A 15,256-nucleotide genomic window follows, 5' to 3' on the forward strand; every position below is an offset into this window, starting at 1 on the left:
ACAACTTAAAATTAAATTCTTATTTTATTTACAGTCAAAATTACGTGGAATCCGCGAGTAGGCAGTATCTAGTTAAGCCCTCTGCTGGCCATTTTCAAACACACTTTAGTCCTTTTTCTTCAAAACACCATCTTCAATTTGATAAACGGTATCAACCAAATCCAGCACACGTTCATCGTGGGTGACCATGACGGCCGCCTTATGATTTGCGTGAACTTCATCGCGTAACATCGTCACAACCTCACGACCACGTTTTGAATCCAAACTAGCAGTTGGTTCATCGGCCAAAATAAGTTGGGGATCATTCATTAGCGCCCGGGCAATTGCCACCCGCTGCCGCTCACCACCAGATAAGGCAGCTGGATATTGTTGCAATCGATTGGCTAATTCAAGGTGAGTCAGCAAGTCCTGAGCACGTTGTTCCTGCCCCTTTCGCTTTGCTAACACACTCATGTAGCGTAATTGATCCATAACCGTCAGGTAAGGAATTAGCTCTGAATTTTGGAAAATAAAACCAATTTGTTCCAAACGTATTTTGGTCCACTGTTTTTGCGATAATTGAGTAATTTCTTGCCCCGCCAGATAAACTTGACCTTCACTTGGCCGTAAAAGCGCACCGGCGATGGATAGAAAAGTACTTTTACCGGCACCACTAGGTCCTACCACTGCTGCAAATTCTCCAGGCTTAACGGCCAAGGAAACTTCCCGTAATACTTCAATCCGTGCGTCCCCATCTTGATAATACTTAACGACGTTGGTCAATTTCAATGTTTCAGTCATTCGCCAGCACCTCCAATCGCTGTATTCGGATCTACTCGGGCAACCTTAACCAGTGACACCACCGCACTTAAAACAGCAACGACAACAAAGATCAGGCTCGTCGTTAGTATAATCTGGCCGGAAATAATGAACGGCATCGCTGCTGGCATCACCTGTGCTAGGGCCGCAACAACAATATCGGCAATGATGACTGCTAAGAGTGCAACAACACCAATTTCACCGATCAAATAACGTGCCAGATAACTCGTTTTGGTTCCTAAAGCCTTTAAAACGCCAAATTCGCGGATCTTTTGAATCGTAATGACGTAGAAGAAAACGGCCAGAACAACGACGGAAATAATGTAAAGAAAGGCAATCATCATATCTAAAGAACCTTGCTCGGCCGAATATCCCGGCACGTTTTGAATAATTGCTTCTTTCGACACTAAGTTTGCTCCGGCCAATTTAGGCTTGGTGGTTGTTGTTTGTTTAACCGCCAATGCACTGACAGTTTGCGTTTCTTGCGGCATCATTTTTTGCCATTGATTGGGTGTCACGTAAACAACCGGCGTGTGGGAATAGGTCATCGCCGTGGTGAAACCAATAATTTTTAACGTCACACCACTTTGACTGTCCTTGAATTTTTGGCCCAAACGATAGCCGGAAGCCTTTAATTTATCACTAACAACCACGCCAGTAGTATTTAGGGTCTGGCCACTAACACTTTTTGGCGCGATAAAACTTCCTTGTTTAACCACAAAATAGGCCATATCCGTTTTTTTAGCGGCGTCTTTTGCCCTTTGAATCGTTCCTTGCTGAATCGTTAACGGTGTTGCCTGCTTAAATTTCTTAGCAAGCTGCTGCGCCTTAGTCTTCGTCAAAGTTGAACGACTAAAACGATTTTCTGCTCCCTTTTGTAAAACATAGCCACTTGCCGGACTTTCAGAAATTGCAGCGCCATTGTCACTAGCCAATCCAGCGGCTAGTCCAGTAATGAAAAGAACTAAAAAGACGATTAAAAAGATAATCAGACTGATTAGCCCAAATTTCAGTTTAGCGTGGCGCAAATCACGTAATGCTAAAAACATCTGCATCTACTCCTCTTTTTGTATTGATAAGATTACTATAAAGAGGAAGTATGAACTGAATATGAACAAGTGATTACAAAGCGTATTTTAATTGAGCTTACCGCTTTAAAGGTAACGAAACACAAAAAGAAGTTACTTCAGGCGTTGATTTAACGGAAATTTGACCGCCATGTATTGTGACAATTTCCTGGGCGATTGCCAGACCCAATCCGCTATGGGTCGTCCCACGAGTTTGATCGGCCCGATAAAAACGATCAAATAAATGTGCCTGAATAGCTGGCGGAATTTGTGCTCCTTAATTACTTATTTCGACTTGAAGCGTTTCTGCTTTTACTTGTTGCGTGATTGAAATAGTACTGCCCACTGGTGCGTAACGAATGGCGTTGGTTAACAAATTTTGCCAAACCTGAAACAAAAGATCGGCGTTCCCTAGCACAATGGCTTCAACTAAATGTGTGCTCACTAGTAAGTCCTTTTCGTCTAATTGAAATAAAAATGTTTGAATCACTTGGCGCAACTGTTCCGCCACTTGAATTGATTCTTTTTGCGTTAAAACTTGTTCCTGACTAACTGAAGCCAGTAAAAGCAGTTGTTTGGTTAGCGAAGATAAACGCTCAGTTTCCTGTTGAATGATTTGGAGGTACTCTGCCCGGGTGGCTGCTGGTAAATCGGATTGCTGTAATTCCTTAGCGTAACCATTTAACGCGGTTAACGGCGACTGAAGATCGTGTGAAACGTCAGCAACAAACTGATTTCGCGATGCTTCTACCTGGGCTAGTGCGGCCGTCATTTTTTTAAATGCCACAATTAGCCGCCCCAGTTCATCCCGGGAAGATACTTTAATTTCTGGCTTTTGGTAATCTCCCGCCGCAATTTTTTCCGTTGCCTTAGTTAACCGTAAGATCGGCCGCACTAGCATTCGCAGCGCAATAAAAAGTAACACTAAGGCCAGAATAACCGCTAAAACACTCAGCACCGTAAAGTAAACCCGTAATTCGCCAAATTGAACATTTGGGTCCGTTCGCAATAATAGCGCCTGCTGTCGATTCAGCCGAACACCAATCGTATCCGTAATATCACTGTCAAAAAAGCCCGTAACCAAGATTCCTTTACGAAAGGCCCGAATTCCGTGGTACGTTTGCCCGGCAAAAATGGATTGTCGTTTATTTCCCGGGAAATTTTTCTGCCGGAATTGGCGCCCGTAAAAATCAGTTTTACCATTACGGTCAATTACTGCAATCTGGTAACCACTTTTGGCAATGGTTTGTAAATACGTTTGCCGCTGTTTGATTGGTAACTGTTGGTAAAAACGACCAACCTTCTTAGTAATTGCCGTCATTTTATTATCATTGGCCGGTTGTAATCGCTGGTGATAATAGTGATTTGCACCTAAAAAAGCGAGGAAGAGACTGCTGGCAACAATGATCACGATCACTAGGACACTTTTACGGTACAACGAAGCTTTCATACCGTAACCTCCAAGCTATAGCCAACGCCCCGCATTGTTTTAATCTCGATGCCACTATTGGCTGGCAAATGACTACGGAGACGCTTGATGTGCACGTCAACCGTTCGGTCACTTCCGTCGTAATCAGTGCCCCAGATGTGCTGGATCAGAGTTTCCCGGGGAAATATTTGTTGTGGTCGTGCCGCCAATTGGTATAACAACTCGAATTCCTTCAGTGGCAAATAAAGTTCTTCCCCGGCCACTTCTAAAGAATATTGTTGCCGGCTCAAACGGATTTTGCCAATCTCAATCACATTGGCCAGTAAATTATGGTAACGGCGCAATAAAGCCTGAACCCGAAATAACAATTCCCGCTCATCAAATGGTTTGGTTAAATAATCATCACAGCCAGCCGCAAAACCCTTTTGCTTATCAAAAATATCACTTTTAGCCGTTAGCATAATCACCGGTAAATCTTTCGCACGTTTAATCGCCGCGCAGGCCGCAACGCCATCCAGCTTAGGCATCATGATATCTAAAATTACCAGAACAACATCATACTGTTCAGCCAACGTAACCGCCTGTTGGCCATCGCTGGCCTCAATTGTGTCAAAGCCTGCTGCCGCTAGCTGATTACGCACTAAACGTCGCAAATCGGTATTGTCGTCCGCAATTAAAATTTGCTGCATAAATGTCCCCCCACTCGTTACGTTAATTAAAAGCGTAACCAAAAAGTAAGTCAAGCGGACAAAAAAGAGTTGCACCATAAGTTGGCACAACTCCTTAGAAAGTGTTTGTAAAATACTTTTGCTGGTATCTATCTGACTAATTAGCGCGGATATTTAATCGTCGTCATCGTCTTCTTCATCCAGGCCAGTTCGTGCGTCGTTACCAAGATAGAATTGAAGGTCACGGATATTATGATTATTAATGCCACGCAATTTGACTAGAAAGGCGGCCAACGCCGGTCGTTCTTCTTTTTCAGCCAATTTAATTGCGCGATCGATAAATAAATTTTCCGTATCGTAGTCATGCACAGTAGCGTCGACAATGGCCGTTGCTGTGAAATATTTATTCTTGCCGGATTCTTCTAGCATACTGTACTTTTGATAATCAGCAGTTGTGGATGGTGGTACTTCCCCTTCGTCTAACAAAAGGTGACCTAATTCACTGCTTAACTGTTGGCTTTGGGCCAATAATTCAGTGAACTTAGGGACCAATGAAAAACGTTCGGGCCCTTTAACGTACCACGCGGCCTGCTGTAATTTACTAGCCTGAATAACCAAATTGGACAAAATATGGCCCGTCATGGCACCAGCAGTTGGTGTGTGGTGATCAATATCTGCTTGCTTTAATTCCTGTTCAAATTTTTCATCGATTGTTAGTTCTGCCATTGTTGTTTCCTCCAGTTATTTAGGTTGTTTAACCTTGAGGCTTTGCACTTCATAGCCCAGGCGATTTACGACTGCGGCCAAATCTTCGGCCGTTGTTTGACTTTCATCAAAATCCGTCTTTACTTTACTAGCGTTAAATAAAACTTTAACGTTCTCAACACCAGTTTGTTTCTTTAATGCCCCTTCAATTTTTTGCATACATGACGGGCAAGTTAAACCATCTAATTGCATAATTGCTTTTGCCATAGTGAAAACCTCATTTCTTCTTTATTTGATTATCTATAGTATAGAACGCCTGCTTTATAAAAAAATTGATTGAAATCAAGTTTTTGCTTTTAATTAGGCGTGGGATACTTCTGATTGTTTGGTAGCTGTTTGTTGCTTAGAGCTGCGCGGTCGGTACTGAATCAGGCGCATTGCGTTAAAAATAACCACTAAGATACTGGCTTCATGAACAAACATCCCACTAGCCATGTAAATATAACCGAAGATCAAACCAATGAGTAAGAAAACAACGGTCCCAATGGCAATGACGATGTTCTCGCGAGTATTTAAAACTGTCTTTTTGGCCAAGCCATACGCGTGCACTAGTTCGGCAAAGCTGGAACGCATTAACACAATATCGGACGTTTCAACGGCGACATCCGTGCCACCGCCCATGGCAATGCCAATATCGGCGGTTGCAATTGAAGGACTATCATTGATCCCATCACCGATGAAAGCAACTGTTCGGCCGGCAGCCTTAAACTGTTTAACAAATTTCACTTTATCCTCAGGCAATAAATTGGCGTGAACTTCATCAATTCCTAATTGCTCAGCAACGTAATTAGCAGTAATCTGATTGTCCCCTGTCAGCATAACCAAATGTTTAATCCCCATTTGCTTTAACTGCGCCAAGGCTGGCCGCACATTGTCCCGGACAACATCCGAGACACCGATAATCTGCTGAATGACCTGATCGACTGCCACAATCACTGTCGAGCTGCCTTCAGATTGTAATTGGTGTAAGTCAGCCAACTGTGAGGTGGTTAATTCAACCTGATTAGCAGTCATCATTTTTTGATTGCCGACTAACAACTGGTGATCAGAAACTGTGGCGCTAACCCCTTGTCCCTTGACTGTCGTGCTATTAGTGACGGCCAATTTATCAAAATCGATTTGTTTATTAGTTGCGTAATCAGTGATTGCCTTACCTAACGGATGATCCGAAAGACTCTCGATTTTAGCAACGAGCGCGGACACCTGCTTGGCATCGGCCGCGTAGTTCTTGACCGCAGAAACTTCAGTTGTTCCCTTAGTCAAGGTTCCCGTTTTGTCAAAGACTAATGTATCCACTTTGGCGAAGGTATCCACAACCTCGCCACCTTTAATCAAAACACCATTTTTGGCACCATTACCGATCCCAGCAACGTTAGAAACTGGCGCACCGATAACCAAAGCACCAGGGCAACCTAGAACCAAAACCGTGATTGCCAAACGAAAATCCCGGGAAATCAGACCAACGATTAAAGCAATTAAAATAACTGCTGGTGTGTAGTAAGTGGCAAACCGATCAATAAATTTCTCGGCATGAGATTTGGTGTCCTGAGCATCCTCAACTAACTCAATAATTTTAGCAAAAGTGGTGTCATCACCAACCTTAGTGGCACGAATCTGTAAGGTTCCGTTATCGAGAATTGTTCCAGAGAAAACGGCATCCTTTTCCCGTTTAGTCACTAGCTTTGACTCACCAGTAACACTGGCCTCATTTAAATAGCCAGCACCATCAACAATATCGCCATCAACTGGGACTTGCGCGCCAGTTTTAACCAAGACGACATCACCTTCGTCAACATCATCAACGTCCGTCTCAACCGTTGTCCCATCATCCTGAACCACTAAGGCAGTGGTTGGGGCCATTTCAGTCAACGATTTAATTGACTGGCGCGTTCTGGCCAAAGTTTTCTCTTCTAGAAAGCCGCCAAACAAGAAAAGAAAAGTAACAATTGCTGATTCATTGTACTCTTGAATGATGAAAGCACCGACTACCGCAATACTGACTAGTAATTCAATGCTGATCGTCTTAACGCGCAAAGATTCATACGCGCGAATGATAATTGGCACCGCCGCTATAATCGAAGCGATGATAAACGCCACCGTATACAATGTGTGCAACCCTAGCCAATTTGCAATAAAACCAATGGCAATTAAAATCGCCGTTGCAATCGTAATATTGTTCGTGTTCTTCTGAATAAAACGTTCAAACTTCATCTCAGTCACTCCTTTAATAAAATACCCTTATCGATTGAATGACTTTAGTATACTGAGGTTTTGTTCAGTTTAACTTGATCACCATCAAGTTTTGATCAAAATAATTTAAAAGCAGTTAATTTAAGCACAACAATGCCTAGATGGGAAGTTCAAACAGGTTTCCACTAAATGAGTTAGGTAAATACTAGTAAAGGTATTTGCCAAACGCGGCTAATGGGATGTAGCGCTCATATTTAATATATCGCTACTAAAAATAATGCTTAGACCGCTTGGCTACTGAATTCCACGTGGGCAGATTTGGTTAGGTTACACTGCGGCGCTGGCGTATGGAACGCGTGCGACTTGGACTTGCCGGACTTCGGCTTAGTCCAATCGACAACGGGAAACAAGTCCTGTTTAGCGAATATGCTCTAGTAATTAATACTTGCTAAAATTAGTTGTTAAGAATGAGCGACAGTGGCGCGTTGCCAAGCTAATTTTCTTTCCGATTAAACCCATTCGGAAAAGAAAATGGATCTTGTCAATCACGCAAGGTACTAAATGACCACAATTCGGTCATCAAGTACCTTCGACACGGCTGATACGCCAGCGCCTCCATTTCACCTTGGCAGTGATTGAACTCTGATTATTGATTAATTTAATTGTTTAGTTAGTACACAATTGAATAGGAACCACAGTTTTATGGTTGACAATGCACTAGTCAAGAACTCACCTACAGCCACCCAGCAACCCAAACACCTAAGTAGGCCAGCCCAACACCTAACACGGTAGATAATATTAAGTACTGCAGCAATGAATACCACTGTCCCCTTCGTTGAAAGATGACTAACTCGTTCATCAAAGTTGAAAAGGTGGTGAGCCCACCTAAAACACCAGTACTAAATAGTAGGTGATTAATTGAAGTGGCCGGATTAAAGCTTAATAATCCGATTAAGAAGCTGCCAACTAGATTAATCCCAAACGTTGCGATTGGGAAGCGAATATTTGCAACTCGTTTAACCCAATTACTGATTGTAAAGCGGATTACCGCTCCAATTGCCGCACCTAAACCAACCAACATAAATGCCATTTTCGCTTCCCCCTTTTTTAACGACGGCTAAAAAATTATGCCGCGTGAACCGAATACTTTTTGCAAATGTGATTGTGTTAAATTGATTGAAAGCTGCTAATAAAATTAGTTTAAAAGTACACCTAAGTACCTTTGCGATACGTGCTAATTTAAAAGTTTTCGTCCCAGTGCCATTCCAAAACTAGCCAATAAGAAACCACCGATTAATGAGGTCAGTAAATAGATTACACCTAGACCCAGTTGGTGCCGCGTTAGTAACGTCAATTCTTCTAAACTAAAACCGGAAAAGGTCGTAAATGCACCGACAAAGCCCGTACTCATACCAACGACAAGCCAATGGGGCAAGGGCCAGCGTTCCGCAATGTAAGTTGTGATAAAGGCCAGCAAAAAACTGCCGGTTAAATTAATTAATACCGTTGCAATTGGAAAATGCTGGTTAGGGATGATTGAGCTTAGGAAAAAGCGCAGATCACCACCGAGAAAGGCGAAAAAAGCAACCGCTAAACTATCCATTCACATCACCGCCATTAACTAAATCTACTGCCGTTGTGAACAAGACACCATCCGTAGCCAAAGGAGCCATAGCCGTTAATAGTGGCTGCAAGTCAACTTGAGCAACAATCGCCTCGACAACAATTGGTTCGTTATGACTAAACGAAAAAACTTTTGGTCGGTGGATTTCATGATCCTTGCCGTAACCGGCAATTCCCCGGGTAACGGTTGCCCAGCCGACATGGTGTTTCTGCAACAAATCAAGCACATCTTCGTAGTGATCTTTTCTAAACCACTGATTATCGGCTTTAGTAAATAATTTTACAACGTAATGTTGTCCCTCAGTTTGCATCATTTCACTCCCAATCTGCCCACTAGCCGCACTAATTTGTCCTTTGTTTGCAATAATCCGATTAACACCTGGTACAACAGTCTGATAGATTTTCGCCGGTAAAACTGACTCAATAATGAGCGGCAAATCATTAAACGGTTCATCCTCCAGAATGCTTTCATGCCGTTTATTATGTTGATCAATTCCGGTCATGCCTTTGCGCATGGTGACCCCGGCAACATGCTGCGCCCATAAGTAACGTAGCACACGGTGGGCCAACGTATGGTGTCCACTATCCATCTCTAATTCATTAAAAACGATTCGTAATAAATAGCCTGTCGCCATCTGTTCAGGCCTCCTTTATTTTTTTATATATGTAAAGACTTACTTTCCTAATGCATATTGATTAGACAACAAAAAATATTGATAACTAAAAATTATTGTTGGCGGTCATTTTTTACAAAAGTTGGGCCGCCAGTTAAGCACCATTCCTAATTGCTATTAGTCTACTCGTTATTTAGTTTTCTGAAAATAGAAAATCGAACAAAAAAAAGAAACCACGACAAAATTGCTTGTTATCGCGGTTCCTATTTCCGATCATTATTCTAGTGTGCACTAAAAGCCTGTGCTACTGGACAATTTGTTGCCACTGCTGCCAAACGGTATCTTCAGAAAAGCGTGAACTGCTGCTATAGGCCTGTTCACTGAATTTCTGTAATTTATTTGGATCCTTAAATAACTCAATAATACTATTGGCCATACTAAACATATTTCCATTTTCAATTAAAAAGCCATTTTCGCCATCTTCAATAATTTCATTGGGTCCATAATTGAAATCATAACTAACAATTGGTAAGCCATGGCTCAAGGCTTCGATCATGGCTAAAGGCTGGGCATCAATCCGACTGGCAATGACAAAGACTTGGGCGCTATCATAAATATCGTTTAAGTCCGCCGTGTAGCCCGGAATGCTAACTGCGTCAGTTAGATTAAGCTCCTTAATCAAAGCGTTAAGCTCATCAATTGTTTCACTAGGACCATAACCCCGTAGTTCCAGCGTTGCATCTGGCATACCGTTATGCACTAAATTAAACGCTCGAATAAGCTGATCAACCCGCTTTTCTGAGCCCAAGCGTCCAACAAATAAGAGCTTGTGTGATGTTCGTTTGGCCATCATAATTGGTGCCTTTGCGGCCTGTTCAGCCGGAATAACACCACCGGAAATTGCCATAATTGGCATTTGCGGCTGTTTTAAGCGCATTTCTAAATCACCACGCTGCCGGTTAGTCATCGTAATTAGACCGTCCAATTTTGCCAAGCCTTGCATGCTTAACGGAACTTGATAATAGCCATCTAATGGCGCATTCAGCTGATCTTCTGGTTCAGTTGCGTGGGCAATTGGGAAGAAGATGTATTTGCGCGCCTTAGTTGTCATCGCCAGTAGCGGTTGATTGGCAACTCCTGGTCGATCGGCGATAAAGGTGTTAGTTTCCTCAGTTTGCTGATTTAATTTATCGAGGAAGAAGGTAAATAGATCTTCAACATTAGTAAAATAGTGCGCTACGTCTTGATCAGTAATGAGCCTAATCAACGTGTTCAGTGGATTGCCCTGCGTATCCTTAACGTAATAGCGCTCCATGACGCGCTTACCAGTTGGTGTATACAGATTTTCCGCCATTAATTGGCCATCTTGCCCGTAGAGTTGTTCCGCAGACTTGAAGCCGCGCCAATCATATAAATCAGTTTGACTTAAATTCCCCGAAGCATCAAAAAAGTTAACGTAATACAATTGGCCAATCGTTCCCGGCGTAAACCAAACGTCTTCTACCAAATGATCGCCACTACGAACGTGACTTACATTGGCGCCTGGTTCAATTTGATAATCAACTGGCAAATGTAGGTCTTGAATGTGTAACGTTTTATAATCGGATTCATCAATGTGCTCAGCGTTTTGAAAATAGTCGAACATATTAACCAAATCATCGTCGGTTAGCCCAAATTGCTTAATCGTTCGGTGTTGCGAACGATCAAAATCCCGCGTAACAATTTTTGCCGGAACACCTTTAGCGTCAAATAGCTGAACCCGCTTAATTTCGGCGTGTTCCACACCTGAGTTGCGTTCAAAAATATATTGATTTAGAAAGTAATACATTTAATCAACCTCCGCGACAGTTTGTTGCTGCTGGTAAAAACGATCAGCCTCAGTAATTAAAAGTTGCCACTGAGCCATAACTGCATCTTCTGAATAACGCCGACTATTATCGTAGGCGGCCTCACTAAAGTTCATCAATTTTGCCGGATTACTTAATAAATCGAGAATGGCCTCGGCCAAACCGTCGATATCATCATTTTTAGTTAGAATTCCCGTTTTCTGATCCTGAATAATATCAGCGGGACCATACTTAATATCGTTGGCAATCAACGGCAGCCCGTGCGCCTGTGCCTCCAATAACATCAGTGAGAAACCTTCTGCCCGACTTGGTAGTAACCCAATTTGCGCACTATTATAGATCTCACTAACATTTTCTGAATAGCCCATAAATTTAACACTGTCCGTCAAGCCAGCTTCAGTCACTTGTTTGCGTAATTTTTCTTCAGTATCGCCGTTACTGTAACCCCAGAATTCCAAGGTTGCCTTAGGATAATGCTGGTGAACTTTTTCGAACACCTTAATAGCTTGATCTTGCTGTTTTTCTGGTGCTAAACGAGCAACTTCAACCAATTTTTGAGGGGTGCGCGTTTGCCAATCGACGTGGGGCTCGTTCAGTGTTTCATTGGCGACAAACCCAACTGGAATCGTAAATTCAGGAACCTTTTCACCAAAACGCGCCACCATATCAGTTGTTTGCTGTGGCGTTGCTGAAATAACCGCATTCCACTGGCCCAAATTATTAAGGGCATGTTCGTAATTGGAATTCAAAGTTGAATGTTGCATATCGCTAGGATCATTAACGTGATCATTATGCAAGTGTAATACTTTGAAGGCCTTTGTTTCCATGTGGAACAACGACCAAGCTAGCTCAACCGTTCGATCACAAATGAAAACATTGTGCCCGCCATCACTTTGATTCAACTCATCGTAGAAAAAGCGTGTTAACTCGGCCATGCCGTTGAAAGAATAGTCTTGGCCGTGATAATTTAAAACGCGCCACGAATTTTGTTCATTCCCCTGCCGATCTAGTAAATGCAATTTTTGAATGTGGGCCACACCATCGCGACCAAGGTATTGTTCGTTAGCAATCTTACCATCCCAATCAAAATATTGCTCCAAACTAATGAAGCCCCGCGTATCGTACCAAACCATTTTTACAGTTTTACCATTAGGTTCTAGATACTGAATATTTTTAAGATCAGTAAACTCTGGTTCGCGCGTTGTGATAATCATCAAGCGCTTATCCTGTTGGGTCACAACGTAATCATGACCATTTTTTTGCAACGAACAATTATCTGGCAATTTTAAATCATTCACGGTAACCTGCTGATAATCCACTTGTTCAGTGTTATTAAAAAAATCAAATAAGTTAATAAAATTAGCAGTACTAATATTCGCTTGTGCCAGTACCTGATGAAGATCCAGCGCAAATGAACGCGTGACAATTTTTGCAGCTACGTTATTTTTATTGAATAGCATTAACCGCTTAATTTCGGCGTGCTCAATACCAGATTTTTGGGCTTGCATATTATCATTTAAAAAATAATACATTTAGTCAGTCCTCCTCAGTTCTTAAGATCCCACTTAATTTTATTATACGCTCAAAGCCGGTTGTACAACAGTGGGTGGAAAGTACCTATTTAAACACAATCCATTAATTAATTCAGGCCTCTTTTAAATTAAAACGGCCGCCTTAAGTAACGTTAAAATTTGTTCTAATGGTACTTTGACTGGATCTAACTGTTTAGCCGTCACTGCATGAGCGTAAGTCAATAAAGTTGTGCTAATCATGGTTTGCAGAATTGACGCAGCCGTTTTACGGAAAACACCTGCCTTGATACCGGCCGCCAAAAAATCGGTTGGGGCATTAAAAATGGCCTGCCGCTGTTGAATTGGTACTGGCAGTGTCTGTAAGATTGGATCGGCCGCAAATTGTTGCAACAACTGAACATGTTCTGGATGTTCAATACTATATTGATAGAGCGCACGCATATAAATTCCCAGCTGTTCTTTCGGCGTTTCAACATCCGTTAATTGTTGCCGCAAATAATCGGCAAGCTGTTCCTGCGTTGTTTTAAAAACAGTTGCTAGAAGAACTTCCTTACTAGAAAAATAAATATACAAATTAGACTGAACAAGACCCGCAGCCCTAGCAACCTTGGCCGTTGTCACACTGCTCAATCCATTTTTTACAATTAAATTAGTTGCACTTTTTAAAATAGCCAAGCGTTTTTGATCGTCTTTTATTCGCATAATTTAGTCTAAACTACTCCTAGTTATTTAGTTGGCTGATCGCCAGCTGGCCACCAGAGTTTGATCAATGCCTGCGTTCCGTCATTGCCCAATTGTTTTTGATCAACTAACTGCTCGTATAGTTGCGCAGCTGTTTTGGTTGCTGGCAAATCTAATTTCATCTTTTTGGCTTCATCCAGCGCAATTCGCAAATCCTTCAAGAAGTGTTTGGCAAAAAAGCCTGGCGTATAATCGTGCTGCAAGATTCGCGGTGCGTACGTATTCATACTCCAATTGTCAGCACCACCAGCATGTAAGGTGGCCAAAACATCGGTTAGGTTAAGCCCAGCAGCCTGTGCGTAAACTAACATTTCGGTCAAGCCAGTCATCGTGCCGGCAATCATAATCTGATTGGCCATCTTGGCGTGCTGACCCAAACCAGGTCCACCAAATAAATTAACGCGTTGACTAAAAGCTTTCAGAATTGGCTGCATTTGTTCATAGGCCGCTTTCGTAGCCCCAACCATAACGGTCAAAGTGCCATTTTTGGCACCAATATCACCACCAGAAACAGGCGCATCTGCTACTTGAAACTGTTGCGCTTGTCCATCCGTCGCTAATTTTTTTGCTAAAGTTGGCGTACTTGTCGTCATATCGACTAACAACTGGTTGGCCTTGGCACCGGCAAAGATACCAGCAGCACCATAATAGACTGCCTCAACGTCGGCCGGAAAACCAACCATTGTGAAAGTCACATCACTTGACTGTGCGACGGCCTTTGGTGTGTCCGCCCAGGTTGCACCAGCCGCAAGCACCTCTGCTGCGTGTGCCTTTGTCCGATTGTAAACAACAACCTGATAACCTGCCTGCAAAAGGTTATTGATGATGCCACTACCCATAACACCAGTTCCCACAAAACCAATTTTTTCCATATTTTTGCCTTCTTTCCAGTTGTACTCCCTACTAGCTTAGTCCACTAACTGGATTTTGTGAACTTTAAAATTTTACAATGTAAAGTGCTTGCTTCTCTTCTTAGTTGGCCCATACTAGAATTGATTAGAAACAAATTTGATAAGGAGGATGCTTATGCAGATTATTGAAAAACCATTAACGGCTAAAGGGATGGCCGGTCCCTATTTGAAGGGATTATTAAAATCCCCTGATCCAGCTGCTGGTCAGACCAAACTACCAGCAATTATCATCATTCCGGGCGGCGCCTATACGCATATTCCAGTTGAACAAACCGAAACAATGGCACTGGCTTTCGCCAACCAAGGCTTCCAGAGCTTTTACCTTCGTTATTCCTTTATGGATGAAGCCCAACCGTTAATGCCCCAACCATTAATTGAACTGGCTAAGGCCGTCCAGCTACTACACCAAAACGCTGATGAATGGCAGCTTGATTCTGACAAGATTGTCATTGCTGGCTTCTCGGTTGGTGGCCATATTGTTGGGCTTTATAATGATTATTGGGATAGTGCTTGGTTAACTAAGGCAACTGGTTTTGGCGCCGATGAATTAAAAATTAACGCCGCAATCATGGGCTATCCTGTTGTCAGTCCTAAGCTCGGTTTTCCAAAGGATGCCGCAACCGTTCAAAAGTGGGCGGACGATCCAGACTTCATCGCCGCGGACGAACAAGTGACCGCCACCAACGCCCCAACTTTTGTTTGGACAACTTTGGATGATAACGTTGTTCCTTCTGCTAATTCACTCGCTTATGTAGAGGCGTTAAAGACCGCCGAAGTTTCAGTTGAAAGTCACCTTTTCCGCCACGGTCCCCATGGTCTTGCATTAGCCAACCAACAAACGGGTAATGATAGTGAGACGGTTAATCCCCACGTTGGTCATTGGTTTGAACTTGCCACTGAATGGTTGAATGATATTTTAGATTAAAAATAACAAAAAAGCGAAGTGCCTAGAAATCACGGCACTTCGCTTTAATTTATTAATTTACTTTTACAGCTGAAACTTGAAAGTATGAAGACAGACTGATCCCTTGGTATCACAGGGCATATTTTAATTAATTTAACCATTTAGCT

The 15,256-nt window shown here is 42.6% G+C and carries 16 protein-coding genes; 1 reads left to right on the forward strand and 15 read right to left on the reverse strand.

The window, feature by feature from the left end:
* Positions 1-105 precede the first annotated feature (105 nt).
* The 15 genes from EKM61_RS03290 to EKM61_RS03360 all read right to left on the reverse strand — a co-directional run bounded on the left by EKM61_RS03290 (position 106) and on the right by EKM61_RS03360 (position 14,146).
* Complete coding sequence (locus EKM61_RS03290) at positions 106-780, reverse strand: ABC transporter ATP-binding protein (protein WP_068225713.1); 675 nt, start codon at positions 778-780, stop codon at positions 106-108.
* Positions 777-1,847 carry an FtsX-like permease family protein gene (locus tag EKM61_RS03295; protein ID WP_068225714.1) on the reverse strand — a complete coding sequence of 357 codons (1,071 nt, stop codon included), beginning with the start codon at positions 1,845-1,847 and terminating at the stop codon, positions 777-779. Before EKM61_RS03295 ends, EKM61_RS03290 begins: the two co-directional genes overlap by 4 nt.
* Before the next feature lie 97 nt (positions 1,848-1,944).
* On the reverse strand, positions 1,945-2,133 hold the full coding sequence (locus EKM61_RS12345) for a sensor histidine kinase (RefSeq protein WP_125636154.1): 189 nt from the start codon (positions 2,131-2,133) through the stop codon (positions 1,945-1,947).
* Positions 2,134-2,142: 9 nt separating this feature from the next.
* Positions 2,143-3,315 carry a HAMP domain-containing sensor histidine kinase gene (locus EKM61_RS03305; RefSeq protein WP_125636152.1) on the reverse strand — a complete coding sequence of 391 codons (1,173 nt, stop codon included), beginning with the start codon at positions 3,313-3,315 and terminating at the stop codon, positions 2,143-2,145.
* Entirely contained in the window at positions 3,312-3,983 is a 672-nt protein-coding gene (locus EKM61_RS03310; RefSeq protein ID WP_068225716.1) for a response regulator transcription factor, read from the reverse strand. The genes EKM61_RS03305 and EKM61_RS03310 overlap by 4 nt, the downstream gene beginning before the upstream one ends.
* Positions 3,984-4,136: 153 nt before the next feature.
* Entirely contained in the window at positions 4,137-4,688 is a 552-nt protein-coding gene (locus EKM61_RS03315) for a ferritin-like domain-containing protein (RefSeq protein ID WP_068225717.1), read from the reverse strand.
* Between the two features lie 15 nt (positions 4,689-4,703).
* Positions 4,704-4,934 (reverse strand): heavy-metal-associated domain-containing protein, encoded by a 231-nt coding sequence (locus EKM61_RS03320; RefSeq protein ID WP_068225718.1) that lies wholly within the window; start codon positions 4,932-4,934, stop codon positions 4,704-4,706.
* A gap of 93 nt (positions 4,935-5,027) precedes the next feature.
* Complete coding sequence (locus EKM61_RS03325) at positions 5,028-6,938, reverse strand: heavy metal translocating P-type ATPase (RefSeq protein WP_068225719.1); 1,911 nt, start codon at positions 6,936-6,938, stop codon at positions 5,028-5,030.
* Between the two features lie 712 nt (positions 6,939-7,650).
* Positions 7,651-8,007 carry a fluoride efflux transporter FluC gene (locus EKM61_RS03330; protein ID WP_068225720.1) on the reverse strand — a complete coding sequence of 119 codons (357 nt, stop codon included), beginning with the start codon at positions 8,005-8,007 and terminating at the stop codon, positions 7,651-7,653.
* Positions 8,008-8,151: 144 nt separating this feature from the next.
* Positions 8,152-8,520, reverse strand: coding sequence for a fluoride efflux transporter FluC (locus EKM61_RS03335; protein ID WP_068225721.1), 369 nt, complete (start codon positions 8,518-8,520; stop codon positions 8,152-8,154).
* Entirely contained in the window at positions 8,513-9,175 is a 663-nt protein-coding gene (locus EKM61_RS03340) for a DUF190 domain-containing protein (RefSeq protein ID WP_068225722.1), read from the reverse strand. The genes EKM61_RS03335 and EKM61_RS03340 overlap by 8 nt, the downstream gene beginning before the upstream one ends.
* Before the next feature lie 283 nt (positions 9,176-9,458).
* Positions 9,459-10,982, reverse strand: a complete 1,524-nt coding sequence (asp1, locus tag EKM61_RS03345; RefSeq protein ID WP_068225723.1) for an accessory Sec system glycosyltransferase Asp1 — start codon at positions 10,980-10,982, stop codon at positions 9,459-9,461.
* Positions 10,983-12,533: an accessory Sec system glycosyltransferase Asp1 gene (asp1, locus tag EKM61_RS03350; RefSeq protein ID WP_068225724.1), complete on the reverse strand. Its 1,551-nt coding sequence runs from the start codon at positions 12,531-12,533 to the stop codon at positions 10,983-10,985.
* Positions 12,534-12,656: 123 nt separating this feature from the next.
* On the reverse strand, positions 12,657-13,235 hold the full coding sequence (locus EKM61_RS03355; RefSeq protein ID WP_068225725.1) for a TetR/AcrR family transcriptional regulator: 579 nt from the start codon (positions 13,233-13,235) through the stop codon (positions 12,657-12,659).
* A 23-nt stretch (positions 13,236-13,258) separates the two neighbouring features.
* Positions 13,259-14,146: an NAD(P)-dependent oxidoreductase gene (locus tag EKM61_RS03360; protein WP_068225726.1), complete on the reverse strand. Its 888-nt coding sequence runs from the start codon at positions 14,144-14,146 to the stop codon at positions 13,259-13,261.
* Positions 14,147-14,300: 154 nt separating this feature from the next.
* On the opposite strand from EKM61_RS03360, the gene EKM61_RS03365 reads away from it, so the two are divergent.
* Positions 14,301-15,110: an alpha/beta hydrolase gene (locus tag EKM61_RS03365; RefSeq protein ID WP_068225727.1), complete on the forward strand. Its 810-nt coding sequence runs from the start codon at positions 14,301-14,303 to the stop codon at positions 15,108-15,110.
* The last annotated feature ends 146 nt before the right edge of the window (positions 15,111-15,256 follow it).

The organism is Loigolactobacillus backii, from assembly GCF_003946275.1.
Lineage (GTDB): Bacteria > Bacillota > Bacilli > Lactobacillales > Lactobacillaceae > Loigolactobacillus > Loigolactobacillus backii.